This is a genomic window from Streptomyces sp. NPDC050509, from assembly GCF_044457965.1.
Lineage (GTDB): Bacteria > Actinomycetota > Actinomycetes > Streptomycetales > Streptomycetaceae > Streptomyces.
In genome coordinates this window covers 125,951-152,608 of the sequence record NZ_JBITHL010000004.1, presented here as the reverse complement: position 1 = coordinate 152,608, position 26,658 = coordinate 125,951, and the positions used below count along the sequence as shown (strand labels likewise).

The following is a 26,658-nucleotide window of genomic DNA, read 5'->3' as shown; positions in this document are numbered from 1 at the left end:
CCTCTCTCAGACCCTCCACCTCTCAGACCCTCCTCTCTCACCTCTGGAGCAGCCGGTATGAGCCAGCCCCTCGGACGTCGCGGTCTCCTGGTGACGGGAGCCGCCACCGCCCTTACGTTGAGTACCGTGAGCTTCGCCCAAGCCAGTCCCGCTTCCGGCTCCCCGGGCGCCGACGGCAGACGGACCAGGACCGTCCGTGGCACCCTGCCGCCCGGCGCCCCCGACTTCGTCCATCTCCCCGTCGAGGTACCGCGCGGCGTCAACGAGATCCATGTCGCCTACTCCTACGAGCGCCCCGCCGTCCCGGCCGGCACCCCGGGCAACGCCCTCGACATCGGGCTCTTCGACGAGCGCGGTACGGAGCTGGGCGGCCGGGGCTTCCGGGGCTGGTCCGGCGGGGCCCGTACCGAGTTCTTCGTACGCGCCGACGCGGCCACCCCCGGCTACATCCCGGGCCCGGTCCGCGCGGGCACCTGGCACATCGCGCTCGGCCCATACACCGTGGCGCCGCAGGGGCTGCCGTACGAGATCACCATCACCCTCACCTACGGCGCCCCCGGCACCACCCCGGCCCCCGTCCACCCGCCCCAGCGGGCCAAGGGGCGCGGCCGGGCCTGGTACCGGGGCGACTGCCACATCCACTCCGTGCACTCCGACGGGCGCCGCACCCCCGCCGAGATCGCCGCGCTCGCCCGCGCGGCCGGGCTCGACTTCATCAACTCCAGTGAGCACAACACGTACTCCGGGCACCGCGCCTGGGAGGGCCTGTGGGGCGACGACCTGCTGATCCTCACGGGTGAGGAGGTCACCACCCGCAACGGCCATGTCCTCGCGCTCGGTACGGACCCCGGCACCTTCATCGACTGGCGTTACCGTGCCCGCGACAACCGCTTCGGGCGGTTCGCGCGGGAGATCTCCCGCGCGGGCGGCCTCGTCGTGCCCGCCCATCCGCACGGCACCTGCATCGGCTGCACCTGGAAGTTCGGCTTCGCGGAGGCCGACGCGGTGGAGGTGTGGAACGGCGCGTACACCCCGGACGACGAGATCTCCCTCGCCGAGTGGGACAACTCGCTGGTGGCATCGGTCCGTTCGGGCGGTACGGGCGGTACGGGGCGGACGTGGACCCCCGCGATGGGCAACAGCGACGCCCACCGCGACCCCGACCCGATCGGCACCCCGCAGACCGTCGTCCTCGCCGACGACCTGACCCGCGAGGCGATCCTCGCCGGGATCCGCGCGGGCCACAGCTATGTCGCCGAATCCGCCGCCGTCTCGCTGAGCTTCGGCGCGGCGGGCGGCCGGGGGCTCCACGCCGGTATCGGCGAGCGGCTGCGCGTCGCCCCGGACGCGCCGGTGACCGTACGCCTGGAGGTGACCGGCGCCCCGGGCCGCACCGCGTACTTCGTCACCGACCAGGGTCCGCTGTACAGCTCCGTGCTGCCGGAGTCGGGCCCTGGCACGGTGGAATGGCGTACGACCGCCTCGTACGCCGCCTACGTCCGCGCGGAGGTGCGGCACGCCCCGAAGGTGGCCGGGCTGCCGGGGGCGCTGGCGGCGTTCACGAACCCGGTGTTCCTCGGGGAGTAGGCACCGGGGCCGCGGGACGCTCCTGTTTCGGACGATTGGGCGGAGGGGGAAGGGAACAGGCGGAGGGGGAAGGGAGAGAGAAGAGACGAAGAGGGAGGTGGTGGGAGCACTCCGCCCCCTCGATCGACCCGTGACGCTTGAGCCACATGCGGTCCTGAACCTGTCGAGGGCTTGTGCAGAGCCTTACTCACTGCTGACGCACGGCCCACGACAAGGCAGACTGTGCGGGGCGATACCGGTGAGCGGCGGGCAGGGGGAGCTATGGGCCTCGACGGCGGGCCACGCGTACCGGAGCAGTGGGCTCCGGCCGCGCCGAGTGACACGGACAGGACCAGCGCGACCAGGCGCACCAGCGAAGCCAACGGCACGGGCACCACCCACACCGGCGCGAACGGCACGACCGGAGCCAACGGCGCCAACGGCACGGGGAGGACCCACGCCAACGGCGCCGGCGCCCGCGCGCTCAGCGGCACGGTGATCGACGACAAGCTGCTCAGCGGCAAGGCCGACAGCGTCGTGCCCGGGGCCCCCAACGAAGCCGGCCACCTGCGCTTCAGCGTGCTCGGTCCCGTCCGCGCCTGGCGTGGCGGCGAAGCGCTGGCCTCCGGTTCGCCGCAGCAGCGCGCCCTGCTCGCCTCGCTCCTCCTGCGCGAAGGGCGTACCGCCACCGCCGCCGAACTCATCGACGGGCTCTGGGGCGACGAACCGCCCTCGCAGGCCCTCGCCGCCGTCCGTACGTACGCCTCCCGCCTGCGCAAGGTCCTCACGCCGGGCGTGCTGGTCAGCGAGTCCGGCGGCTACGCGCTGCGGACCGATCCCGACGCGCTCGACCTCAACGTGGCGCAGGAGCTGGCCGCCGACGCGGACAAGGCGCGCGCCGCCGGCGACCGCGGCCAGGCGCGTTCCCTGATCAGCAAGTCGCTGAACCTGTGGGACGGCGAGGCGCTGGCCTCCGTGCCAGGACCGTACGCCGAGACACAGCGCACCCGGCTGGAGGAGTGGCGCCTCCAGCTCACCGAGGCGCTGCTCGACCTGGACCTGGAGGTCGGCGCCCACACGGAGGCCGTCTCCGAGCTGACCGCCCTGACCGCCGAACACCCGCTGCGCGAACGGCTGCGCGAGCTGCTGATGGTGGCGCTCTACCGGAGCGGCCGGCAGGCGGAGGCGCTCGCCGTGTACGCGGACACGCGCCGGCTGCTCGCCGACGAGCTGGGCGTGGACCCCCGGCCCGAACTCTCCGAGCTCCAGCGGCGCATCCTCCAGGCGGACGAGGACCTGGCGCGCCCGCCGGAGGAGCCCGAGCCGGTGCACTCCGTACCGCGCCCCGCCCAACTGCCAGCGACCGTACCGGACTTCACGGGCCGCGCCGCCTTCGTACGGGAGCTGGGCAACCGGCTGGCCACCGCCGAGGGGTCCGTCATGGCGGTCTCCGCGCTCGCGGGGATCGGCGGCGTCGGCAAGACCACGCTCGCGGTCCACGTCGCGCACGCGGCGCGCACGCACTTCCCCGACGGCCAGTTGTACGTGGACCTCCAGGGCGCCGGGACGCGCGTGGCGGAACCGGAGGCCGTACTGGGCTCGTTCCTGCGGGCCCTCGGCACTACGGATACCGAGATCCCCGACTCGCTCGACGAACGCTCCGCGCTCTACCGCTCCACGCTCGACGGCCGGCGCGTCCTCGTCCTGCTGGACAACGCCCGGGACGCCGCGCAGATCCGGCCGCTGCTGCCCGGTACGACGGGGTGCGCCGCGCTGATCACCAGCCGGGCCCGGCTGGTGGACCTGGTGGGCGCGCACCTCGTCGACCTCGACGTGATGTCGCCGGAGGAGGCCCTTCAGCTCTTCACCCGCATCGTCGGCCTGGAGCGGGTCACCGCGGAGCGCGAGGCGGCCCTCGACGTGGTCGCCGCCTGCGGCTTCCTGCCCCTCGCCATCCGGATCGCGGCGTCCCGCCTCGCGTCCCGCCGTACCTGGACGGTCTCGGTCCTCGCGGCGAAGCTCGCGGACGAGCGGCGCAGACTGGACGAGTTGCAGGCGGGCGATCTCGCGGTCGCCGCCACCTTCGAGCTGGGCTACGGCGCGCTGGACGACGCCCAGGCGCGCGCGTTCCGGCTGCTCGGTCTGGCCGACGGCCCCGACCTCTCGCTGGCGGGCGCCGCCGCGCTGCTGGACCTGGAGCAGCGGGAGGCGGAGGACCTGCTGGAGTCGCTGGTCGACACGTCCCTGCTGGAGTCGGCCGCCCCGGGCCGCTACCGCTACCACGATCTCGTACGGCTCTACGCGCGTGCGTGCGCCGAGCGCGACGAGCAGGACCCCTCGGAGCGGCGGTCCGCGCTCTCGCGGCTGCTGGACTTCTACCTGACGACCTCGGCGCGGGTGTACGCGCTGGAGCGCCCCGGCGACCGGCTCGTCGACCACCTGGAGCCGACGTCGTACGAGGGGCTGTCGTTCACCGACCGGCACCACGCGCAGGACTGGCTGTACGCGGAGGCCAACTGCCTGCTGGCGTGCGTACGCCAGTCCGCCGACGGGCCCGCCGCGGCGACCTCGTCCACGGCGACCGGCTCCGGTACGGACGCGACCGGTACGGACACGCTGCGCCGGGCCGTGGACCTGCTCTGGGCGTCGCTGGACCTCGGCGAGTCCGGGGCCAACGCCAAGGAGTACGAGGCGACGGCGACGGCCGTACGGGACGCCGCGCGCGCCTTCGGGGACGATCGGGCCGAGGGCCGGGCGCTGATCGCCCTGAGCAATGTGCACCTGGTGACGGGCCGGTTCGAGCAGGCCGACGAGGAGACCCGGCAGGCCATGACGCTGGCGGAGCGCACGGGCGACACGCTGACCGTCTGCTGGGTGAGCAACATCCGCGGCGCCATCGCCGTCTACCAGAACCGGTACGCGGACGGGGAGGCCCACTTGAAGCGCGCGGTGGCGGACTTCCGGGCCGCGGCGAACGCGCCCGGCGAGGCGTCCGCCCTCTGCAACCTCTCCCGCGCCCATCTCGCCCTGGGACGTACGGCCAGCGCGGTCGCCCTCGCCAAGGAGGGCATCCGTATCTACGACCGGATGGGCAACGCCCTGCGCGCCGCGAACGCCCGCTACGCGCTGGCCCTGGCCCTCACCAAGAGCGGCCATCTCTCCGACGCGGCCCAGCGGCTCTCGGAGGCCCTGGAGACCTTCCGCGACAGCAGGCAGCGGCTCTGGGAGGGGATGACCCTGTTCCGGCTCGCCGAGGTCGATCTGGCGGGCAGGCGCCCCGCGCCGGCCGCGTCCAACGCGGAGATGGCGCTGACCGTGCTGCGCGGCATCGGCGGCGAGTGGCGGCGCGCCCAGGTGCTGACCGCGCTCGGCCGGGCGCTGAACGGCATAGGGCAGACGGGGCGCGCCCAGGTCTGCTGGCAGGAGGCGCTGGGCATCTTCGAGGAACTGGGTTCCCCCGAGGCGACAGAGGTGCACAGCCTCATCACCTCTTCCGCGGTCGCGTAACCGCCGCAGCGGCCCCGCCGCACGACGGGGCTGGCCTGCACGTTCATCAATCGTTTAGCGGAACACGGCATTGTCGTCCACGTCGAATCCGTTGCGTCGGGGGGCAGACGGATCGATGTGAGGCCGAACCCCTAGGGTGGGCGGCCTTGAGACGCCCGTCCGGCTATTCGGGGGAACGGCCGGACGGGCCTCATGCCCCACCACATCGCTCTACACGAGGGAGTTCAGCCATGAGCGAGAAGAAGAGCGAGAAGAAGACCGAGCAGATCGTCAAGCCGCAGGGCGACACGCACATCACGGGCGAGCCGGACACCACGCCCAAGCCGCTCGACACGCACATCACCAGCGGTGACATCACCACGCAGGACACGCACATCACCAGCGAGCCTGCCTGATCAAGCCTTTTCGACGGGGGTATCGGCCGCGGCGGCGCGGAGGGGGAGCCGCCGCGGCCTTGGCGTGTCAGGGGCCGGAACCCCTGATACCACTTACCGATGCGCCGTCGGCGGTTGCGGCAGTGCCTACCGGAAAGAATTTCGACATGACACTTGAGATAACGCTCGCAAAGAGAATCCTGGTCACGGCCGCTCTGATCGTCACCGCGGGCGCGGCGGCGGCGTCGCCGGCCCTCGCCGGTGACATCCACATCACCGACCATCCTCAGGACCGGCATGTCACCGTCGAGCCGCAGGACGTCCACATCACCTGAGCCGCGACCCACCGACCGACGCGGAGAGGGCCGAGCATCGCGCTCGGCCCTCTCCTCCGTTGTGTGTCCTCGCCGCCGGTCAGGTGTCGAGCGCCGTGCTCACCGTGCACTTCTTCACGCGGGTGACCTGGCGCGGGCTGTCCATCGCCACCTTGACCGTCGTCGTCTCGCCGCTCTCCAGGTCGATCTCCGTCTCACCGGAGTCGATGACCCGGCCGGTGGCGTCCGTGAACGTCACGTCGATGTCGTAGCGGTCGGTCACCCCCGCCGCGGTCTCCACCCGTACGGTCGCGTACGTGACGGCCTTGCGCTTGCCCTTCGCCTTGCGGACGCAGGTGACGATCCGCGCCTCGACGCCGCCCGTGGTCGCCGTGGCGGCGGTCGTCGGCGTCGGGTCGTCGTAGCCGCTGTCGGACGAGCCGTTCTCGTCGCCGTAGTCGTCCTGATCGTTGTAGCGCGAGCCCGAGTCGTACCCCGACGACCCGTTGCTCTTCTTCGAGTTCGAGCAGCCTCCGCCGCTGCTGCCGCCGCTGCTGCTCGACTTCCCCTTGCTCCCGCTGCCCCCCTTGCCGGACTTGGCCGACGAGAACCCCGTCAGAGCCAGCACCACCACGACCAGTACGGCCGCGAACCTCAGACGTCGACGCATCAAGTCGAGTCACTCCCCCGTTGGACACGTATCACTCCCCGGTACCACCGAGGAGCCCATGAACCTGTCAAGTGCGCGCGACACCTTAGCAGCGCGTACGGACAGCCGCAGGCGCCGCATGGCGCACACCAGGCACCCGGCGTAGCGTCGGCACCTGGAGCAGGGTTCCGCACAGCCAAGGAGGCCGGGCGATGGTCCGCAACATCTTCGGTTCGATCCTCGCTCTCGCCGGGGCGGCCGCCGCTGTCTTCGGGCCGCTCCACGCCTGGTACGAGGGGCGGATCGGACGCGACTACCGTGTCGCCGACCTGTTCGACGGGGTCACCCCGAACGGGGCCGGGCTCTTCACCTCGCTCCTGCTGCCCTTCGCCTTCGCGGCCCTGGTCACCCTGGTCGGGGTGGTGGCGCGCTCGCGTCCGCTGGTGGCGCTGGCCGGGCTGATCGTCCTCGGCTTCACCGTGCTGTGGATGGTGCGTCAGGGGCAGGCCGCGGGCTCCCTCGTCATCAGCGGGGACGGTTCGGGCCTGGGCATCGGCGTCGCGTACACCGCGGGCGGCGGGGTGGCGCTGCTGCTGGCCGCGCTCCTCATGTCCGGCCGCAGGCGCGCCGGGCGCCTGGACCGGGAGCAGCCGCCCGCGTCCCAGCCGTACGACCCGCAGCCGTACGAGCCGCAGCCTTACGACCCCCGGCAGTACGAGCCGCAGGCCTACGGGCAGCCGCAGGGGTACGGACAGCAGCAGGGATACGAGCCGCAGCGGTACGACCAGGACCAGCGGTACGAACCGGACCCCTGGCCGCGGACGCAGGACGGGGACACGCAGTCCCTGCCCGTCACGGGCCGGTGGTACGAGGAGAACGGCGCCCCCGACCCCGGCCGCACCCCCCGCCCCGACGACCCGTACCGCTGAGGCCCCGTACCGCTGGGCCCCCCGGACCGCTGGGCCCCTCGTACCGCTGAGCCCCCGGACCGCTAGGGCCGTGAACCGCGTCCCGTCGCCGTCCCCTTGACCGCGTCCAGCGCGTACACGCACCGGTCCTTGCTGCACGCGTACACCACGCCCCGCCGCGCCACCGGCGACCCGGTGATCTCGCCGCCCGTCGCCAGCTTCCAGCGGAGCTGGCCGCCGCTCGCGTCCAGCGTGTAGAGCGCGTGGTCGGCCGAGCCGAAGTGGAGCCGCCCGTCGGCGACGACCGGGGCGCCGATGACCTCGCCGCCCGCCGCGAAGCGCCACTTGGGCGTGCCCGTGACCGCGTCCAGGGTGTACAGCGCGCTGCCGCTGCCGACATGGACGTTGCCGTCGGCGACCAGGGCCGGCTCGATCGACTGGCGGGACTCCGTGGCGATGCGCCAGCGGTCCTTGCCGGTGGCAGCGTCGAGCGCGTACACCGTGCCCAGGTAGTCGGCGAGGTAGACACCGCCGCCCGTGACGGCCGGGCCCGGCGCGAAGGCGGGCGGGGAGAGGAAGACGGCGGGCGCCTCGAAGTGCCAGCGGACATGGCCGGTGACGAGGTCGACGCAGAGCACGCGCGTACCCGCCGCGACGTACAGACATCCGTCGGAGGCGGGGCTCACCCGTACGGGGACACCGCCGCAGGAGGCCGCGTCGCCGATGGGGTACGACCACAGCTCGGTGCCCGAGCGCGCGTCCAGCGCCTGGAGCCGGGCGTCCTTCCACACGAAGACCGTGCCGTCGTGGATCGTGGGGCCCGACTCCGGGGTCTCGAAGTCAGTCTGGGCGCCCGCGATCTCCCACAGCCGCTCGCCGCTGGACGCCTCCCACGCCTGGACGCCGCCGCCGCGCGTGCCGGTGACGACCGTGCCGCGGTCGACCTTGAGGGAGTACACCCAGGAGGTGGTCTGGAGGCGCCAGAGCTCCGCGCCGGTCGTGCTGTCGAGCGCGTAGAGCGTGGGCCCGTCCGAGGCGTGGATACGGCCGCCGGACACCGCCATCGCCCAGGCGACGTCCCGGGTCTTGAACTGACGGCGCCCGCTCCCCACGTCCAGCGCGTGCACCTCGAAGGACGTGACGTAGAGCAGGTCCCCGTCGACGACGGGCGTCCCCCAGACGTCGTTGGACATCCGGAACCGCCAGGGCCGCCAGCGCTGCGCGTCGGCCGCCCCCTCGGGCGGCTGGGCGGGCGCGGGCAGGGGCGGTACGGGCGGGTGCGGCGCGGCGCCGTGGGGGGGCTCCGCGCCGAGCAGCCCGGCGGGCGGGCGGATCCAGCCGGTGGCGGGACCGGCGTCCGCGACGGCGTGCGCGTCCCCGACGCGCGGTCCGGGGCCGATCGGCACCGGCGCGCCCGGGAGCTGGACCGGGCTGGCCGGGTGCGCGGCGGCGGGCATAGCCGCGCCCTGCGCGACGGGCCGGGGCGCCGGCCGCCCGCCGTGCCCGGCGCCGTGTGCGCCGCCCGCGCCACCGGCGTGCGCACCGGCGGGTCCGCCGCCGCCCCGGCCGGCGCCGTCGGGGCGCCACGCGGCGTCCCAGTCGGGCGCCTGCGCGGGCCGCGGCGGCTGGTGCAGGGGCTGCGGGGGTACGGCCGGGGCCGCGGCCCGCGCCGCGGCGGCGACCCGGCCTCCGTTGCGGCGGCGCTCGATCATGGCGGTGGCGGAGTCCGGCAGCCAGGCCGACGCCGTACCGCTGTCGTCGCTGCCCGAGGCGAAGAGATGGGGCGCGAGCTGAGACTGGAGGTCGGCGGGCGAGGGCCGCAGTCCGGCGTCCATCTGCATGCAGGACTCGATGAGGGGTCTCAGCTCGTCCGGCAGCCCCTCCAGGTCCGGGCCCTCGCGCAGCAGCATGAAGACCGTCTCGACCGGGTTGGCCCCGTGGAAGGGGGCGTGGCCGGTGGCGGCGAAGACGAGGGTGGACCCGAGGGAGAAGATGTCGCTGGCGCCGGTCACGCTGCGCGAGTCACGCGCCTGTTCGGGCGACATGTACGCGGGCGTGCCGACGGCGACGTTCGTCATGGTCAGCCGGGTGTTGGAGACGCCGGAGGCGATCCCGAAGTCGATGACCCGGGGCCCGTCCTCGACCACCAGCACGTTCGACGGCTTCAGGTCGCGGTGGACGAGGCCGGCCCCGTGGATCGACTGGAGGGCCTCCGCGATCCCGGCGGCCAGCCAGCGCACCGCCTGGGCCGGCATCGGACCGCACTCGTTCACTATTTCCTCTAGCGAGGGCGCGGGCACGTACGCCGTGGCCAGCCAGGGCACCGCGGCCCGCGGGTCCGCGTCCACCACGGCGGCTGTGTAGAAGCCGCTGACGGCGCGGGCGGCCTCCACCTCACGCGTGAATCGGACCCGGAAGAGCTGGTCCTCGGCCAGTTCGGTACGGACGGTCTTGATCGCCACGCGGCGACCGGACGCCGAACGAGCGAGATAGACCAGCCCCATGCCGCCGGCCCCGAGCCGTCCCAGCACCTCGAAAGGGCCGATACGCCTCGGGTCGTGCTGCGTAAGCTGCTCCACTTGCCTGCCACCTCCCCGTACGGGCCACAAAGGTACGGCCCCGTGCCCCCCGATTCTTCCTGCCGGAGGCGGCGGTTGCGAACCCGGGGGCGGATCGGGGTGTCTCGTCCCGATCCGGACACCACATGCGCCTCGCATACCCGCCTACCGGGGATTCTCCCCCGGTTCCGGGGCCGAAGTCCCGTCGTCCGTCAATCGCCGGTCCGTTTCCGGCCCCGCCGCCACTTTCTGCGGGGCTCGGGCTCCGATACGGATTCCGGGGCCGATTCCGTCAGGGGCGGCTCCGGCGCATTCCGTTCCGGCGCCCGCTCCGAGTCTTCCGCTTCTTCCGCCCCCCGCGTGTTCTTTCCGTTCCCCGGCGCGTCCCGGCTCTCCTCCAGGACGGCGAAGGACGCGCCCTGGTCGTCCACCAGGACGGCCATCCGGCCGGACGCGATGGGGAAGGGCGGCGCGGTGATCCGGCCGCCCAGCCGGACCGCCGTACCCGCGGTCCTGGCGCAGTCGGCGACGGAGAAGTAGCTGAGGAAGTGGCCCGGCAGCTCCGCGGGGAAGGCGTCCGTGATCACGCTGCGCCCGCCGACGGCGCCCGCCGCGCCGGGGGCCGCGCCCGCCGGGTACCACAGCCGGAAGTCGACGCCGGAGTCCCCGCCGGGGACGTCCGTGCCCCGGAAGCCGAAGACGCCCTCGTAGAAGGGGTCCACCCGCGCCTTGTCCCGCGTGTAGACCTCCGTCCAGCAGAAGGATCCCGGCAGGCCCTTCTTCTCGAACCCCGTGTCGTCACCCGCCTGCCAGAGCCCGAAGACGGCGCCGGCCGGGTCCGCCGCCTGGGCCAGGACGCCGGACCGCCCCACCGCCACCGGCTCCTGGACGAGCCGGCCGCCCGCCTCGACGATCCGTCCGCAGAGCGCGACGGCGTCGGCGGTGGCGAAGTAGACGCCCCAGGCGGTGGGCATCCTGCCGTCCCGCTTGGCGACCAGTCCCGCGACCCGCTTCCCGTCGCTGAACGCCTCCGTGTAGTGCCCGTACTCCGCGCCGGCGCCCCGGCCGAAGGTCCAGCCGAACAGCTCCCCGTAGAAGCGCTTGCCCGCCGCCAGGTCGGGCAGCGACACATCCACCCAGCACGGCGTGCCATCCGCGAATGCGGCCATGGACCGGATCCTTCCCTGTGCGGCGCCGCGTACGCCACCGGCGTGTGGCGCCCGTCACAGCAAAGCTGGTGCGGGTTGGCCGGAAACGCAAGCCGAAGAAATCGAACAATTGGCTCATTGTCCCAGGGTGAAGCCGTCGCCACCCCGAGTTATCCACCGACGTTGTCCACAGGCTGTTGATAACACTAAACCTGTGGACAACCCGCGCCCCGGGCCCGGCTCGGCCGTGCGGGAGATGGCCGGTTCCCCATTTGCAGTCGGCCGAATCGCGCTCCGATCACCCCTCGGTAAGCTGACGACATGACAGGACAAGTGCGCACCGTCGACGGCCGCGTGGCTGGTCGACGCGGACAGGCGACGCGGCAGAAGCTGCTCGACTGCCTCGGCGAGATGCTCAGATCCTCGCCGTACCGGGACGTCAAAGTCATCGACGTCGCCCGTAAAGCGGGCACGTCACCAGCGACCTTCTACCAGTACTTCCCGGACGTCGAGGGCGCCGTCCTCGAAATCGCCGAGGAGATGGCCAAGGAGGGCACCGGGTTGACCGGTCTGGTCTCCGGCCGTTCCTGGGTCGGCAAGGCCGGGTGGCAGACGTCGGAAGACCTTGTCGAGGGGTTCCTCGATTTCTGGCGCAAACACGACGCGATCCTCCGGGTGGTCGACCTGGGCGCGGCGGAGGGCGACAAGCGGTTCAACAAGATCCGTCTGAAGATCCTCAACTCCGTGACCAACTCCCTCACGGAGTCGGTGGCGGAGCTCCAGTCCAAGGGACGCGTCGACAAGGACGTCAGCCCGGCGGCGGTGGCCGGTTCGCTGGTCGTCATGCTCGCCTCGGTGGCCTCGCACCAGAAGGGCTTCCAGAGCTGGGGCGTGAAGCAGACCGAACTGAAGCCGAACCTGGCCCTGTTGGTCCATCTCGGCATGACCGGCAAGAAGCCCACGAAGTAACGCGCCGAAACGATCCGGCGCACTGGCCGGCGGGCACGGTACGGGCGTGCCCTCTCTCCGTCCTGTCACGCCGACGGGGGTCATCCCACTGATCCCCGTCGGCGTTCCCGTACCAGGAACACGTACAGGAACGCGTACCAGGAACGCGTACGGGGATTGAATGTCCCGCATGGACGACAACGACAACGGCCACTCCGCGCGGAACCCCCGGGAAACCTCCCAGGACGTCTCCCAGGACATCTCCCAGGACACCTTCCGGATCCTGCTGCGCGCCCAGCGCGTCTGGGACACCGACGGCTCCCCGCTGCCCGCCTTCGACCCGGCCACGGCGCCCGGGGACCCGCTGACCCTGTTCCACCGGTGGTTCGCGCGGGCGGTGGCCGCGCACCAGCCCGAGCCGCACACGATGACGCTCGCGACCGCCGACGAGCGGGGCCGCCCCGACGTACGGACGCTGATGCTGCACGACGCGGACGACCAGGGCTGGCACTTCGCCTCGCACACCACCAGCCGCAAGGGCCGCCAGCTCGCCGCCCGCCCCGAGGCCGCCCTCGGCTTCTACTGGCCCACGCAGGCCAGGGCCGTACGCCTCAGAGGTACGGTGCGCACCGCGCCCCCGCGGGACGCCGCCGCCGATCTCCGCAACCGCTCGACGGGGGCCCTGGCCGCGGCCCTGGTGGGCCGCCAGAGCGAGGTGCTCGGCTCCGCACGGGAACTGGCGGAGGCCAACCGGACGGCCTGGGACCGGGCCCGCCACGACCCGACCGCCGAGGCGCCCACCTGGACGGAGTACGTCCTCGTCCCGGACGAGGTGGAGTTCTTCCAGGGCGAGGAGCGGCGCCGCCACGTACGCCTGCGCTACCGCCGCCCCGCCCAGGAGGCCCCGGCCGGCACCTGGGTACGCGAGTTGCTGTGGCCGTGACCCCGCGCCCCTCGCGCTGTCCGGTGGCGTATGTCACGCGTAGTGCCGGTAGATCGCCGACGCCACACACGCCGGCTTCTCCTCTCCCTCCACCTCGACCGTGAACGTCAGCCGCATCTCGACCCCGTCGCCCCGCACCTCATGGACCTCGTCGACGGTGCCGTGCAGCCGGATCTTCGCGCCGACCTTCACCGGAAGCGGGAAACGCACCTTGTCCAGGCCGTAGTTGATGCTCATCGAGACGGACTCGACCGCGAGCAGATCGGTGAAGAGAGGGATGATCAGGGACAGCGTCAGATAGCCGTGGGCGATGGGTGCGCCGAAGGGACCGGCCGCCGCCCGCTCCGGGTCGACATGGATCCACTGGTGGTCCCCGGTCGCGTCCGCGAAGGTGTTCACGCGGTCCTGGGTGATCTCCAGCCAGTCGGTACGGCCGAGATCGGCGCCGCCGAGAGCCTTGATCTCGTCGAGTCCGGTCACGGTGCGCAGGGCGTCGGTCATGCGAGGTCTCCCGAATAGGCGGTACGGATCAGGGGTTTGAGGAGTTTGCCGGTGCCGGAACGCGGCAGCTCGTCGGCGAAGACGACGGACTTGGGGATCTTGTAGCGGGCCAGCCGGCCGTCCAGCGAGGCGAGGAGGGCGTCGGCCGACACGTCGGCGCCGGGCGCGAGCACCACGACCGCCCGCCCCACCTCGCCCCACCGCGCGTCCGGCACCCCGATCACGGCGCAGTCCCCGACGGCCGGATGGTCGTGCAGGATCTCCTCGACCTCGGCGGGATAGATGTTCTCGCCGCCGGAGATGATGAGGTCCTTCACCCGGTCCACGATGGTGAGGTAGCCGTCCTCGTCGGCGACCGCCACATCGCCCGTGCGGAACCAGCCGTCCGTGAAGGCCGCGTCGGTGGCGTCCGGCAGCCCCCAGTAGCCGGCCATCACATTGGGCCCCTCGGTGATCAGCTCACCGCGCCCGGTGTCGTTCCCGTCCGGGTCGACGATCCGTACGTCGCCGAAGAAGTGCGGCACGCCCGCGCTGCCCGCCTTGCGCCCCGCGTTGTCGGCGTCGAGCAGACACACACCGGGCGACGCCTCCGTCATGCCGTACCCCTGGACGAACCGCAGACCCCGTTCCTCGTACGCGCGGATCAGCGACAGGGGGACCGGTGCTCCGCCGCACATCATCCGGCGTACGGACGACAGGTCGGCGTCGGGGAACCGTGGCTCGGCGGCGATCAGCCGGAACATCGCGGGGACACCGAACATGACGGTCACCCGGTGCCGTTCCACCAGATCGAGGGTGCGGGACGGCGAGAAGGACTCCTCCAGGACGAGTGTGCCGCCCTTGAGGAACGTGGGCAGGCAGGTCATGTTGAGCGCGGCCGTGTGGAACATGGGGGCGGAGAGCAGCGTGACCTCGTCGGACGCGAAGTCGCCGTCCACCAGGGTGTTGACGCTGTTCCAGGTCAGATTGGCGTGACTCAGCACGGCACCCTTGGCGCGGCCCGTCGTGCCGGACGTATACATGATCATGGCCCGGTCTTCGAGGGCGACCGGCTCGTCCAGTACGGGTCCGCTCCCGCCTTCGCCGACGACACGCTCGTACGCGGCGCCGACCGCGACGGTCCGGGCGGTGCCGCATCCCGCGGCGAACTCGTCGAACCCCGTGGTGTGTACGAGGAGCGACACGCCGGAGTCGGCGAGGCAGTGCGCCAACTCGGGTTCCGCGAGGCGGGTGTTGAGCGGGACGAAGACCGCGCCGAGGCGGGCCGTCGCGAACAGGGTCTCCAGAAAGGCCGGGTGGTTGGGGCCGAGGAAGGCGACCCGGTCACCGCGCCGCACCCCGGCCGTGAGCAGATGACGGGCGAGCCGGGTGGTGCGGTCGTGGAGCTGTGCGTAGGTGTACGAGGTGCCCTCGTGGACGACCGCGGTGCGGTGCGGCGTCTTGCGGGCGCGTCGTGCGGTCCAGGATCCGACGCCGTGATCGCGCATTGCGGAAGCTCCTTTGCGTCCCTTGCGTCCCTTGCGTCCCTGCGTGTGGTGGTCGGCGGTGCGGAGCCTGTCGGGCGACCTCGGCCGGACAGGCCCTCACTCCTCGGTGAGTCCCAGGAGGCGGGCCGCGTTCTCCTTGAGGATCAGGGGCCTGACCTCGTCCTTGACGGGCAGTGCGGCGAAGTCCTTGAGCCATCGGTCGGGCGTGAGCAGCGGATAGTCCGTGCCGAACAGCACCTTGTGCTTCAGCAGTGTGTTCGCGTACTGGACGAGCTGCGGCGGGAAGTACTTCGGCGACCAGCCCGACAGGTCGATGTACACCCGCGGTTTGTGCGTGGCGACGGACAGGGCCTCGTCCTGCCAGGGGAAGGACGGATGGGCCAGCACGATCGACAGGTCGGGGAAGTCGGCGGCCACGTCGTCCACGTACAGCGGGTTGGAGTACTTGAGGCGGATACCGCCGCCACCGGGCGCGCCGGCTCCGATGCCGGTCTGGCCGGTGTGGAAGACGGCGATGGCACCGGCCTCCTGAATCGCCTCGTACAGGACGTACGCGGCACGGTCGTTCGGGTAGAACGCCTGGACGTTGGGGTGGAACTTGAAGCCCTTCACCCCGAAGTCCCTTACGAGACGGTGGACTTCCTTCGCGCCCGCCTTCCCCTTGGCCGGGTCGATCGACGCGAACGGGATGATCACATCCGGGTTCTCGGCCGCCGCCTCGGCGATCTCCTCGTTCGGTACGGGCGGTGTCCCGGTCGCCGCCTCCGCGTCCACGGTGAACACCACGCAGGCCATGCGCCGTTCGCGGTAGTGGGCCGCGATCTCCGGGAGCGTGGGCTTGCGGTGGCGGCCGTCCACCTTGAAGTACGTGCTCGACGCCTCCTCCAGTTCGGCGGAGAGCGAGCCCTGCCCGCGCGAGGAGACCTCGGCGTGGGTGTGCATGTCGATCGCGGTGAGCGCGCCGACGTCCAGGCCGGTCATGGGTGATCCTTCCTGCGGAGTCCGGTCCGACGGAGTCCGGTCCTGCCGAGTCCGGTCCTGCGGGGACCGGGACCGGCAGGGGGCCCGGCCCTGCGACCGTGCGGTTCTACAGCGTCGGTGCGGGAATGCCGTACGTCTCCGGCCGGCCGCCCACCGAGGTCGGCCAGACCGCGGCGATCCGCTCCGCCGACCAGCCGCCTTCGGTGTAGGCCGCGCTGACCTCCTGCGGATGCGACCACAGCGACAGCTTGTCGCCGCCGATGCCGACACACTGGCCCGTGACCCCGGCGGACGCGTCGGACGCGAGGAACACCACCAGACCCGCGCAGTCCTCGGCGGTCCCGAACGCGAGCCCCTTGCGCAGCGTGTCGGGGAACGGCGTCCCGTCCTGCTCGTACGCCTCGATGTACGGCGCGAACAGGGGAATCGACTTCGTCATCTCGGTCGCCGCGTTGGGTACGACGGCGTTCGCGGTGATACCCGCCTTCGCCAGCTCCATGGCCCAGGTCCGCACCATCGCGGCGATCCCGGCCTTCGCCGCCGCGTAGTTGGTCTGCCCGAAGTTGCCGCGCTGCCCGGCCGGGGAGCCGGCGACGACGATACGTCCGCCCTCGCCCTGCTCCCGCATCCGGATCGCTGCGGCCCTGGCGCAGGTGAACGTGCCACGCAGGTGGACGTGTTGGACGGTGTCGAAGTCGTCGTCGGACATCTTCCACAGCACCCGGTCACGCAGCACACCCGCGTTGGTGACCATGACGTCGAGTCGGCCGAACGTGTCGACCGCCCGGTCCACCAGTGCCCGCGCCGCCTCGTCGGTGCCGACGGCGACCGGCTCGGCGACGGCCTTGCCGCCGTCCTCGGTGATCTGTTTCACCGCGGCCCGCGCCGCGTCGGCGTCCACGTCGTTGACGACGACGCACGCGCCGGCCGCGGCGAGCGCACGGGCGTAGGCGAGGCCGAGACCGCGTCCGCTGCCGGTGACGACGGCCGCCTTGCCGGAGAGATCCATGGATGTGTCTCCTCTGCGAAGGAAGGAGGGCGGGGCTCGCAACGCCGGACGTGCGGCGGAAGCCCCTCGATCTGCCGCGACGTTATGCACATCCCTTGCATCGGTCAATAGAGTGCGCAACATTGGTCCCGTTGCAGTGCCCCGACCAGGGGCCGTGAGGGGGAGACATGGGCGACGTGCGGACGCATCAGGAACAGCGCGGGACCGGCGGGGACGAGGTGGCGCCGCGACCCCAGTCGCTGATGCTCACCTTCCTCGGCAACTTCGTCCTCGGCGGCGACGTGTGCGTCTACTCCGGCAGCATCATCGAGGTCTTCGGACGGGCCGGCATCGGCGAACACGCCACCCGGTCCACCCTGACGCGGATGGTCAACCGCGGTCTGCTCCAGCGCCGTCGCGAAGGCCGCCGTATGTACTTCGGCCTCACCGAACGCGCCTCCGCGATCCTGCGCGACGGCGAGTACCGGGTCTGGAAGCGGGGCGCCGTCAACGACCACTGGGACGGCGTCTGGACCCTGCTCGCCTTCTCGCTGCCCGAGTCCTCGCAGCGCCAGCGCCACGACCTGCGCTCCCAGCTCGCCTGGGCCGGCTTCGGGCCGCTGATCGGCGGACTGTGGATCGCGCCCGGCACCGCCGACGTCACGACGATCACCGGGGACCCGGAACTCGGCCCGTACGTCCGGGTGTTCCGCTCCACCGCCGACCCCGCGACCGACATCGACCGCATGGTCCACGACACCTGGGACCTGGCGGCCACGAGCGCCGGATACCTGGCCTTCCGCGACCGGTGGACGGCCTTCGCCGACGGCCACGGCGCGCCGGGTCCCGACGCCCGCACCACTCCCGCCCCGGACACGGCGGCGGACGCCCTCTCCGTCAAGCTGCGGCTGCTGACCGAATGGCTCCAGATCGTCCGCGCCGACCCCCACCTCCCCGTGCGGCACCTGCCCGCCGACTGGCCCGCGTCCTCGGCCGAGGACGTGTTCCGGCGGGCCGACGCCCGGGTCGACGCGCCGGCCCGCGCACTCGCCGCCGAGCTGCTGAAGACGGTGCCGAACCCCGCGCGGGACCCGGCGCCGGGACCCGCGCCTCGCCCCGCGCCGGGCCCCGCACTCCCCGTACAGAAACGTTCGCCGACGTCTTGACTGCCGTCGAGACCCTGCCTAGCTTTCCCTTGGGGTGCCCCGATCTCCGCAGATCGGACGCGTCCGGGGCACGTCGAGACACGTCGAGACACGTCGAGACACGTCCGGGTACGCCCAGGTACCCCCAGGGCAAGGAGGCCCTCATGCAGCACAGCGCGGTCGCTCCGGCCGCCCCGGCGAATCCGTCCGTGACGGCGAGGGCCCTGCAGGTGCTGGAGTCCTTCACGACCGCCCGCCCCGTCCTGCGCCTCGCCGACATCTCCCGGCACGCGGGACTGCCCCTGACCACCACCCACCGACTGGTCAAGGAACTCGCCGACTGGGGCGCACTGGAGCGTGACCCCGACGGCGGCTACCGCATCGGGCTGCGCCTGTGGGAGATCGCCTCGCTCGCGCCCCGCGGGCTCGGCCTGCGCGAAGCGGCCCTGCCCCACCTCTCCGACCTGTGCCACCTGACCCGCGAGAACGTCCAGCTCGCCGTCAGAGAAGACCTGTCGGTCGTCTACGTGGAACGCCTCGCGGGCAGGCACGCCGTCCGGGTACTGACACGTGTCGGCGGCCGATTCGACCTCACCCCCACCGGCGTCGGCCTCGTCCTGCTCGCCCACGCGCCCGGGGACGTCCAGGAACGCGCCCTCGCCCTGCCCCCGCACCGGCACACGGAACGCACCCTCACCGCCCCGCACGACGTGCGCCGTGCGCTCGCCGAGGTCCGCCGCACCGGTGTCGCCGTCAGCGACCGCCAGGTGACGATGGACGCGGTGTCCGTCGCCGCTCCCGTCCACGGGCCCGGCAACACGGTGGTCGCCGCGGTCTCCGTCGTCGCCCACGCCGACACCGTGCGACCGCACGCCCTGGCCCCGCTCGTCACCCTCGCCGCGCGGGACATCTCGCGGGCGCTGGGCGCCGAGCTCGCGCCCGTCGCGGCAGCCGCGACGGCCGGCCCGCCCGCCTGCCCCCTGGCGGGCGGAGCGCCCGGCACCACCCGCCCCTCGCCGCCATGACCGACCTCACCCGCCCCACGACCCAGCTCGGCAACCTGGACCTCAACCTCCTGGTGACCCTGCGCGCGCTGTGCCGCGAGCGCAATGTCACCCGGGCCGCCCGGCGCCTCGGGGTCACCCAGCCCGCCGTCAGCGCCTCACTGTCCCGGCTGCGCCGGCACTTCGGCGACGAACTGCTCGTACGCGTCCAGGGCGCCTATGTCCTGACGCCCCTGGCCACCCAGGTGTCCGGGCAGGTCGAGACCGTGTGCGCCGCCGCCGAGCGGCTGTTCGCGACCGGCAGCGCCTTCGAACCGGCCGCCTCACGGCGCGAGTTCACCCTGCTCATGGCCGACTACCCGGCGACCGTCCTCGGTCCCGTGCTGTCCCGGCTCTTCGCCGACGAGGCCCCCTGCGCGTCCCTGCACCTCCAGCTCGTACGGGAGACACTCGGCCGCGACGTGGTCGAGACGATCTCCCTGGTCGACGGCATGGTGTCGCCGCCGCTCGGCCACTTCCGCACTCCCGGAGTGACGTCCCGGCCGCTGTTCGAGGACCGCTGGGTCTGTCTGGTCTCCGAGGGGCATCCGCTGGCCACCGCCGAGTCCTTCGGCGTGGCCGACCTCGCGGGGCAGCCCTGGGTGGTGCCCTACCACCGCGACGACGGCTACCCCTCGGCCGCCCCGGCCACCCGCCAGCTCAGCGCCCTCGGTATCCGCCCGCACATCGCCGTACGCGTCGAGAGCTACCGTGCCGTCCCCGACTTCGTCGCGGGCACCCGGCGCGTCGCCCTCGTGCCGGACCTGCTCGTCGCCGCGCTCCCTGGCACCCATGGGCTTCTGGCCCTGGACTGTCCCGTCCCGCTGGACCCCCTCGCCGAACACCTGTGGTGGGACTCCGGCCGCGACGAGGACCCCGCGCACTCCTGGCTGCGGAACCTGGTGGCACGGGCCGCCGCCTTACTCGGCCCCTGACCGAACCGGGCCGCCGGGCCGCCGCACCGCGGGCGGCCGGGGCCGCCGGGCCGCCGGGCCGCCGACCGGACCGTGGACGGCGGCCCCTTCGCGCGGTCCCTGCCATAAACGGCGTTGATACCCCGTAGTCAAACGCTCTATCGACCTGGGCATTCCCCCCGCAACCCCCGGTTTCCTACTGTGCCCGGCAGGCCGCGAGAGAGCCGTCCTCGCCGCCGCGTCCCGACTCGCCCCGCACAGGAGGCAGCCATGCCGCACGCACTGACCGAGTTGAAGGTCCACACCGTCACCAAACCCGCCGGCACCGTGAGTCACCCGCTGACCGCCGACGTCTGTGTCGTGGGCGCCGGTGTCGCGGGGCTGTCCGCCGCGATCGAGTCGGCCCGCCTGGGACGCAATGTCGTCCTCGTCGACAGCCTGCCCGTGCTCGGCGGCCAGATGGTCAACTCCCTCATCGGCCTGTTCTGCGGAGTGTTCGGCAACGGCCCCGCCTACCGCCGCCTCACCCGCGGGATCTTCGACGACATCCTCACCGACCTGGAACGCTCCGGGGACCTGCACCACAACCGCGGCCACACCGTCACGGTCACCTACGACGAGGTGGCACTCGGCCGCTGGATCGAACGGCGCGTCCGCGACCTCGGCATCCGCGTCGTCCTCGGCGCGTCCCTCACCGGCGTGACCCGCGAAGGGCGCCGGATCACCGACGCCGCCTTCGCCACCCGCTACGGCACCGTCCGCGTCACCGCGCCCGGCTTCGTGGACGCCTCCGGCGACGCGGCCCTCGCCTGGGAGGCCGGACTCCCCTGCCGCCTGCCGGAACGCACCATCTACGGCTCCCAGCAGATCGTCCTGGAGCACCTGCGCGAGGAGCACCAGCCCGGACGTGACGAACTCGCCGACCGCGTCCACGCGCGGGCCGACGCCTACGGACTGCCGCGCCGGGACGGCCTCGCCTTCTTCTTCCCCGGCCGGGGCACCGCCGTCCTCAACATGACCCACATCCCCGCCCCCCTCGACCCGGTCGAGGCGTCCGCCGCGCAGCTCGAAGGACGGGATCAGGCCGACCGGGTCGTGGAGTTCCTGCGCGCCGAGTTTCCGAAGGCGTTCGGCGACGCCCGGGTCCGCGCGTACGGATTCCCGGGCCGCCGCCAGACCCGCTGGCTCAAGGGCGTGCACCAACTGTCCCTGGACGAGGTCCGCGCCGGCACCCGGTTCGACGACGCGGTGGCCCGTACCGCCTGGCCCGTCGAACTGCACGACCGGGCCGACGGCTATGTGTGGGAGACCTTCGACGCCGACCACGTCCACTACGTGCCGCTCCGATCCCTGCTCTCGCCCGACTGCGACAACCTCGTGGCCGCCGGGCGCTGCGCCGACGGGGACGCCGCCGCCCTGTCCAGCATCCGTGTCATGGGGCCGTGCGCCGCCATGGGCGCGGGCGCCGCGCACGCCCTCGATCTGGCGGGCCCGGACGGCACGGTCCACACCGTGGACCGCACCGCGCTCCGTTCCCGGCTCGCCCCCAACGTGGACGCCTGAGGAGCCTCACCATGACCGAACTCCACGACGCCGACGCGACCGCATCCGGCACCGAACCCGCCACCGAACCCGCCACCGAACCCAGCACCGAACCCGGCACCGAACTCCGCAGCAACTACCCGGCCGGCAGCTCCCTGTGGGCCGTGCGGCGCGCCCAGTGGCGGGCTCTGGGACTCACCGACGAGGACATGGCCAAACCGAAGATCGCCATCGTCAACTCCTCGTCCCAGCTCGCCACCTGCTACAGCCACCTCGACGGGATCGCCGCCGCCGTGAAGGAGGCGATCGCCGAGGCCGGCGGCATCGGGTTCGAGATCCGCACGGTCGCGCCCAGCGACTTCATCCACAGCGCGGGCGGCCGGGGCGGCTACATCCTCTCGGCCCGCGATCTGATCACCCATGACATCGAGGCGGCGGTCGAGGGCGCCCAGCTCGACGGCATGGTGTGTCTCGCCTCCTGCGACAAGACCGCGCCGGGGCAGCTCATGGCGGCGGCCCGGCTGAACCTGCCCACGGTGATCGTCGGCTGCGGCTACCAGCCCTGCGGCACCTTCGCCGGGCGGCACTGCGACATCGAGGACGTGTTCCTCGGCGCCGGGCACCACGCCCAGGGCCGTATCGGACTCGACGAGCTGACCGGCATGAGCGAGAACGCCGTGGCGGGACCCGGCGTCTGCGCGGGCATGGGCACCGCGAACTCCATGCACATCGCCTGCGAGGCCCTGGGCATGGCGCTGCCCGGCTCCACACCCGTACTCGCCGACAGCCCCCGTATGTGGGCCGACGCGCGCGCCGCCGGACGCCGGATCGTCGGTCTCGTACGCGAGGACCTGCGCCCGCGCACCCTGCTCACCCGGGGCGCGTTCACCAACGCGGTGACCGTCATGCTCGCCGTCAGCGCGTCCATCAACTCCGTGAAGCACCTCCAGGCGATCGCCGAGGAGGCCGGAACCGGAATCGACGTGTACCGGCTGTACGAAGAACTCGCCGACATCGTCCCTCTGTTGACCGCCGTACGCCCCAACGGGCCGCACAGCATCGAGGAGTTCGAGGCGGCCGGCGGAGCGGCGGCCGTCCTGCGGGCACTGCGCCCGCTCCTGCACACCGACGCCGTGACCGTGACCGGCCGTACCCTCGGCGACGAGCTCGCCGCCGGTGAACGGGACGCGCCCAGGACCACCGGCGCCTCCGAGGTCGTCCGTCCCCTGGACCGCCCGCTCGGCCGCCGCCCCACCATCGTCCTCGTCCGCGGCAGCCTCGCCCCCGCGACCGGCATCGTGAAACTCGCCGTCGACGAGGACCGCCCGACGGCCTTCACCGGCCCCGCCCGGGTGTACGAGACGCCGCAGGACGCCCTCGACGGGCTGCGCGACGGCGAGGTCAGGCCCGGTCAGGTGCTGGTCCTGCGCGGACTCGGCCCCAAGGGCACCCCCGGCATGGGCATGGCGTCCCGGCCGGTGTTCGCACTCGACGGCGCCGGGCTCACCGGGCAGGTCGCCGTCGTCACCGACGGGCAGCTCTCCGGCCTCGTCAACAAGGGCATCGTCGTCGGCGAGGTCTCCCCGGAGGCCGCGGACGGCGGACCACTCGCCCTCGTCCGGGACGGCGACACCATCTCCATCGACCTCGCCGCCCGCCGCGCCGACCTCCTCGTACCCGACGACGAACTCGCGGCGCGCGCGGCCGAGGCGGCGCCCGCCCAGGACAGCCACCCGGCGACGGGCTGGCTGTCGGTGTACCGGCGCACCGTGCGTCCGCTCCAGGAAGGCGCCGTTCTCGTACCCCGGACCCGAACCGCCGCAGAGCACTCCACCGAAGGAGGACGGCCCGCGTGAAGCTCGACGACACCGACAAGGCGATGCTCGACGGCGCCGAGGGCCCGGCCGTCGCCGCCGCGATGGACCTGCTCGTCCGCTACGGACAGGCCCTGGACGCCGAGGAACTGTGCGACGTGCGCAATGTCGCCGGCACCATGACGCAGCCCTCACCGATCAAGGCCCGGCTCGTCCGTGAGGGCGGCTGGCACAAGGCGTACGCCGTCCTCAACCTCGACAGTGACGGCGACTTCACCATCCCCGACATGAAGGTGCCCACCTGCCAGCTCCAGCAGAGCTTCGGGCCCGACGCGGAAGGCGTCGCGCCCTACCCGCAGGAGCTCATCGCGCTCCAGTCGGACGCCGAGGCGTTCTACGGGCGCAAAGGCGTGAACATCCTCGCCACCTGCACGCCCTATCAGGTCGGCAACATCCCCGTCCGGGGCGAGCACCTCGCCTGGATGGAGTCGTCCGCCGTCGTCTACGCCAACTCCGTACTCGGCGCGCGCACCAACTGCGAGGGCACCGCGTCCACCGGCGCCGCCTCGCTCACCGGCCGCATCCCCTGCTGGGGCAACCACCACGCCGCCAACCGGCTCGGCACCCACCACATCGAGGTACGGACAGCCGTCTCAGGACCGCTCGACTGGGGCATGCTCGGCTACTTCGCGGGCGGCCTCGTCCAGGAGGAACGGCCCGTCGTCACCGGCGGGTTGGCCCAGCCCGATCTCCTCGACCTCAAGCACTTCGGGGCGGCGGCGGCCTCCTCGGGAGGTGTCGAGATCTACCACCTGCCCGGCATCACCCCTGAAGCACCCACCCTGGAAGCGGCGTTCGGCGGGCGCCCGGCCCCCGAGGCCGCCGTCTACGGCGCCCGTGAGCGGGCCGCCGTCTACGCGGACCTCAACTCGCAGGGCGACAGCACCGACGTCGGCTTCGTCCTCCTCGGCTGCCCGCACGCCTCCCTGGACCAGGTCCGCGACACCGCCCGCCTGCTGGACGGCCGTCGCCTGTCCTCCGGTACGCAGTTGTGGCTGATGGTGCCGCGCGCCCTGCGCACCACGGCCGATCGCAACGGCTGGACGCGGATCATCGAGCGGGCCGGCGCTCGGGTGCTGACCGACTCGTGCCCGGCGATGTCCCGTTCCGCGCCGCCCGGCACCAAGGTCTTCGCCACCGATTCGGCGAAACAGGCCCACTACCTGCCCGCGATCCTCGGCATCGAGGCGTGGTTCGGCACGCTCGCGGAGTGCGTGGACGCCGCCGTCACAGGCCGCTGGAAAGGAGAACTGCGGTGATCCCCGATTCCGTCACGCCGCCGGAGGACCCGGAACACGCCCTGGTCCTGCACGGCCGTACCGTCGTCCCCGGCGTCGCCGAGGGCGAGGCCCTGGTGTCGTACGAGACGATCTCCGGCTGGGGCGGCATCGACCCGGCGCGCGGCGTCGTCATCGAACGCCGTCACCCGCTGTACGGGGTGTCCTTCGCCGGCAAGGTGCTGGTCTTCCCCGGGGCCAAGGGGTCGTCGGGCTGGGCCGGTTTCTTCCAGGCGACCCGGCTCTCCGGCACCGCACCCCTCGCGCTGGTCTTCGTGACGATCACCTCCAAGGCCGCACTCGGCGCCGTCGTGACCCGCGTCCCCACCGTCACCGGGCTCGACCGGGACCCGCTGACCGTGATCCGTAGCGGCGACCGGGTCCGCGTCGACGCCGACCACGGCACCGTCACGGTGCACCCCGCCTCCCCGGTCACCGTCCCCGTACCACCGGCTCATGACTCCGCAATGACGAGGAGACGTCCATGACCACCCCACCCACCGTGCCGCTCGCCCCCATCGTCGAAGGCCAGCGCCGCAACCGCAGCTGGCTGCTGATGTACGGCGTCTGCTGCCTCGTCACCTTCCTCGACGGCTTCGACTTCCAGATCCTGTCCTTCGCCGCCACCTACCTCAAGAAGGACTTCGACCTCACCGGCACCCAGCTCGGCACCCTCGGCACGGTCGGCCTGTTCGGCACCATGATCGGCGCGTTGATCATGGGCTATCTGGCGGACCGTATCGGCCGCCGCCCCACCATCATCGTCTCGGTGGTCGGGTTCGGCGGATTCATGCTGGCGTTCGCCTACGCCGACACCTACGCGCACCTGTTCGCGCTGCGGATCGCCTCCGGGATCTTCCTCGGCGGAGTCCTCCCGCTGACCTGGGCGCTCGCGGCCGAGTACGCGCCCAAGCGGTTCCGGGCGACGGGCGTCGCGATCATCATGGTCGGCTACACGCTGGGCGGCGCCGCCGGGGGTCCGGTCTCCAACTGGCTTATTCCCGAGCACGGTTGGCGTTCCGTGTTCGTGCTCGGCGGGGCCTGCTCGCTGCTCACGGTGGTGGCGATCTGGCTCTTCGTCCCCGAGTCGGTCCGCTTCCTCGCGCTGCGCGCCCGGCCCGGCAGCGACGAGCGGATCGCCGGCATCCTGCGCCGGCTCCAGCCGGGACTCTCCCTCGCCCCCGGCACCCGTTTCGTCACCGGCGACCCCCAGGAGGCCGCCGCGTCCACGGGGTTCAGGCCGTCCGCCCTGTTCCGTGGCCCGCTCGCCGCCATCACACCTCTTCTCTGGTCCGTGTATCTGCTGTCGTCGGCGCTGATCTACTTCATGGTCTTCTGGACGCCGATGATCAATGAGCGCATGGGCTTCAGTGTGAGTGCCGCCGCCACCATCGCCGCGGCGGCCAGTGTCGCCGGAGCGCTCGGGCAGCTCGCCATCAGCCGGTTCGTGGACCGCAAGGGCGCGGGCGTCATCCTGTGGATGCCGTTGGCCGCCGCGGCCTGCATGCTCACCCTCGGGCTCGGGGCGCTCGTCCCCGCGATGTACGTCGCCTTCATCATCAGCGCCAAGATGTTCGTCAACGGCGGCCACGGCGGCATCACCAGCATCGCCAGTACGTTCTATCCGACCGCGGTCCGTGCCAACGGCGCCGCCTGGGCCTCGTCCGTCGCCAAGATCGGCGCGATGGTGGGTCCTTGGCTCGGCGGTGTCCTCCTCGACACCGGGATGGGTGCGCGGGGCGCCTTCACGGTCTTCGCCCTCTGCCCGGTCCTGATGATCGTGCTGCTGTTCGGGCTCGGCCGGGCTCAGCGGCGGCTGCCACCGGACGCCGAGGGCGCGCTCGCCACGGAGCCTCCACCGGGGCCGGTGCCCGCCCCCCGCCCCGTGACCCAGCCCTGACCCTTCCGCTGAGCGGAAGAGCCCCTGGGCGGGGGCGCCGCCCCGCAGCACCCTGGACACGCCCCTCCCGACCCGGCACCGTAAACCCGCA

At 72.5% G+C, this 26,658-nt stretch carries 22 protein-coding genes; 15 read left to right on the top strand and 7 right to left on the bottom strand.

What is annotated here, in order from left to right; all coding sequences use genetic code 11:
* The first annotated feature begins 57 nt into the window (after nt 1-57).
* The 4 genes from ACIBJC_RS13195 (at nt 58) to ACIBJC_RS13180 (ending at nt 5,782) form a co-directional block, all read left to right on the top strand.
* Entirely contained in the window at nt 58-1,587 is a 1,530-nt protein-coding gene (locus ACIBJC_RS13195; RefSeq protein WP_399291573.1) for a CehA/McbA family metallohydrolase, read from the top strand.
* A 261-nt stretch (nt 1,588-1,848) separates the two neighbouring features.
* The gene (locus ACIBJC_RS13190; RefSeq protein ID WP_399291571.1) at nt 1,849-5,073 is read left to right on the top strand and encodes an AfsR/SARP family transcriptional regulator; all 3,225 of its coding nucleotides are present in this window, start codon (nt 1,849-1,851) and stop codon (nt 5,071-5,073) included.
* A gap of 230 nt (nt 5,074-5,303) precedes the next feature.
* Complete coding sequence (locus ACIBJC_RS13185) at nt 5,304-5,468, top strand: hypothetical protein (protein WP_399291569.1); 165 nt, start codon at nt 5,304-5,306, stop codon at nt 5,466-5,468.
* 146 nt (nt 5,469-5,614) lie between these two features.
* Nucleotides 5,615-5,782 carry a hypothetical protein gene (locus tag ACIBJC_RS13180; RefSeq protein WP_399291567.1) on the top strand — a complete coding sequence of 56 codons (168 nt, stop codon included), beginning with the start codon at nt 5,615-5,617 and terminating at the stop codon, nt 5,780-5,782.
* A 79-nt stretch (nt 5,783-5,861) separates the two neighbouring features.
* Here ACIBJC_RS13180 and ACIBJC_RS13175 read toward each other — a convergent pair whose 3' ends face one another.
* Nucleotides 5,862-6,431 carry a hypothetical protein gene (locus ACIBJC_RS13175; RefSeq protein WP_399291565.1) on the bottom strand — a complete coding sequence of 190 codons (570 nt, stop codon included), beginning with the start codon at nt 6,429-6,431 and terminating at the stop codon, nt 5,862-5,864.
* Between the two features lie 191 nt (nt 6,432-6,622).
* Between ACIBJC_RS13175 and ACIBJC_RS13170 the strand changes: the two genes are divergently transcribed.
* Nucleotides 6,623-7,339: a hypothetical protein gene (locus ACIBJC_RS13170; RefSeq protein ID WP_399291563.1), complete on the top strand. Its 717-nt coding sequence runs from the start codon at nt 6,623-6,625 to the stop codon at nt 7,337-7,339.
* 62 nt (nt 7,340-7,401) lie between these two features.
* Here the strand turns inward: ACIBJC_RS13170 and ACIBJC_RS13165 are convergent, their stop codons facing one another.
* On the bottom strand, nt 7,402-9,897 hold the full coding sequence (locus ACIBJC_RS13165) for a PQQ-binding-like beta-propeller repeat protein (protein ID WP_399291561.1): 2,496 nt from the start codon (nt 9,895-9,897) through the stop codon (nt 7,402-7,404).
* A 191-nt stretch (nt 9,898-10,088) separates the two neighbouring features.
* On the bottom strand, nt 10,089-11,045 hold the full coding sequence (locus ACIBJC_RS13160) for a VOC family protein (protein WP_399291559.1): 957 nt from the start codon (nt 11,043-11,045) through the stop codon (nt 10,089-10,091).
* Nucleotides 11,046-11,345: 300 nt separating this feature from the next.
* Between ACIBJC_RS13160 and ACIBJC_RS13155 the strand changes: the two genes are divergently transcribed.
* Nucleotides 11,346-11,993, top strand: coding sequence for a TetR family transcriptional regulator (locus ACIBJC_RS13155; protein ID WP_399291557.1), 648 nt, complete (start codon nt 11,346-11,348; stop codon nt 11,991-11,993).
* Between the two features lie 169 nt (nt 11,994-12,162).
* Nucleotides 12,163-12,915: a pyridoxal 5'-phosphate synthase gene (locus ACIBJC_RS13150; protein ID WP_399291555.1), complete on the top strand. Its 753-nt coding sequence runs from the start codon at nt 12,163-12,165 to the stop codon at nt 12,913-12,915.
* A gap of 33 nt (nt 12,916-12,948) precedes the next feature.
* Here the strand turns inward: ACIBJC_RS13150 and ACIBJC_RS13145 are convergent, their stop codons facing one another.
* The 4 genes from ACIBJC_RS13145 to ACIBJC_RS13130 all read right to left on the bottom strand — a co-directional run bounded on the left by ACIBJC_RS13145 (nt 12,949) and on the right by ACIBJC_RS13130 (nt 16,893).
* Complete coding sequence (locus ACIBJC_RS13145) at nt 12,949-13,416, bottom strand: MaoC family dehydratase (RefSeq protein ID WP_399291553.1); 468 nt, start codon at nt 13,414-13,416, stop codon at nt 12,949-12,951.
* Nucleotides 13,413-14,903 (bottom strand): long-chain fatty acid--CoA ligase, encoded by a 1,491-nt coding sequence (locus ACIBJC_RS13140; protein WP_399291551.1) that lies wholly within the window; start codon nt 14,901-14,903, stop codon nt 13,413-13,415. Before ACIBJC_RS13140 ends, ACIBJC_RS13145 begins: the two co-directional genes overlap by 4 nt.
* A gap of 96 nt (nt 14,904-14,999) precedes the next feature.
* On the bottom strand, nt 15,000-15,884 hold the full coding sequence (locus ACIBJC_RS13135; protein WP_399291549.1) for an amidohydrolase family protein: 885 nt from the start codon (nt 15,882-15,884) through the stop codon (nt 15,000-15,002).
* A gap of 106 nt (nt 15,885-15,990) precedes the next feature.
* Nucleotides 15,991-16,893: an SDR family NAD(P)-dependent oxidoreductase gene (locus tag ACIBJC_RS13130; protein WP_399291547.1), complete on the bottom strand. Its 903-nt coding sequence runs from the start codon at nt 16,891-16,893 to the stop codon at nt 15,991-15,993.
* Nucleotides 16,894-17,060: 167 nt separating this feature from the next.
* On the opposite strand from ACIBJC_RS13130, the gene ACIBJC_RS13125 reads away from it, so the two are divergent.
* The 8 genes from ACIBJC_RS13125 to ACIBJC_RS13090 all read left to right on the top strand — a co-directional run bounded on the left by ACIBJC_RS13125 (nt 17,061) and on the right by ACIBJC_RS13090 (nt 26,567).
* Nucleotides 17,061-18,038: a PaaX family transcriptional regulator C-terminal domain-containing protein gene (locus ACIBJC_RS13125; RefSeq protein ID WP_399291545.1), complete on the top strand. Its 978-nt coding sequence runs from the start codon at nt 17,061-17,063 to the stop codon at nt 18,036-18,038.
* Nucleotides 18,039-18,181: 143 nt separating this feature from the next.
* Entirely contained in the window at nt 18,182-19,042 is an 861-nt protein-coding gene (locus tag ACIBJC_RS13120; RefSeq protein ID WP_399291543.1) for an IclR family transcriptional regulator, read from the top strand.
* Nucleotides 19,039-19,995 (top strand): LysR family transcriptional regulator, encoded by a 957-nt coding sequence (locus tag ACIBJC_RS13115; protein WP_399291541.1) that lies wholly within the window; start codon nt 19,039-19,041, stop codon nt 19,993-19,995. Before ACIBJC_RS13120 ends, ACIBJC_RS13115 begins: the two co-directional genes overlap by 4 nt.
* A gap of 249 nt (nt 19,996-20,244) precedes the next feature.
* Nucleotides 20,245-21,537 (top strand): FAD-dependent oxidoreductase, encoded by a 1,293-nt coding sequence (locus ACIBJC_RS13110; protein ID WP_399291539.1) that lies wholly within the window; start codon nt 20,245-20,247, stop codon nt 21,535-21,537.
* Between the two features lie 11 nt (nt 21,538-21,548).
* Nucleotides 21,549-23,372: a dihydroxy-acid dehydratase gene (locus tag ACIBJC_RS13105; RefSeq protein WP_399291537.1), complete on the top strand. Its 1,824-nt coding sequence runs from the start codon at nt 21,549-21,551 to the stop codon at nt 23,370-23,372.
* Nucleotides 23,369-24,649, top strand: coding sequence for an aconitase X (locus tag ACIBJC_RS13100; protein WP_399291535.1), 1,281 nt, complete (start codon nt 23,369-23,371; stop codon nt 24,647-24,649). Before ACIBJC_RS13105 ends, ACIBJC_RS13100 begins: the two co-directional genes overlap by 4 nt.
* Nucleotides 24,646-25,155, top strand: coding sequence for an aconitase X swivel domain-containing protein (locus ACIBJC_RS13095; RefSeq protein ID WP_399291533.1), 510 nt, complete (start codon nt 24,646-24,648; stop codon nt 25,153-25,155). The genes ACIBJC_RS13100 and ACIBJC_RS13095 overlap by 4 nt, the downstream gene beginning before the upstream one ends.
* Nucleotides 25,152-26,567, top strand: a complete 1,416-nt coding sequence (locus ACIBJC_RS13090; protein WP_399291531.1) for an MFS transporter — start codon at nt 25,152-25,154, stop codon at nt 26,565-26,567. Before ACIBJC_RS13095 ends, ACIBJC_RS13090 begins: the two co-directional genes overlap by 4 nt.
* Nucleotides 26,568-26,658 lie beyond the last annotated feature (91 nt).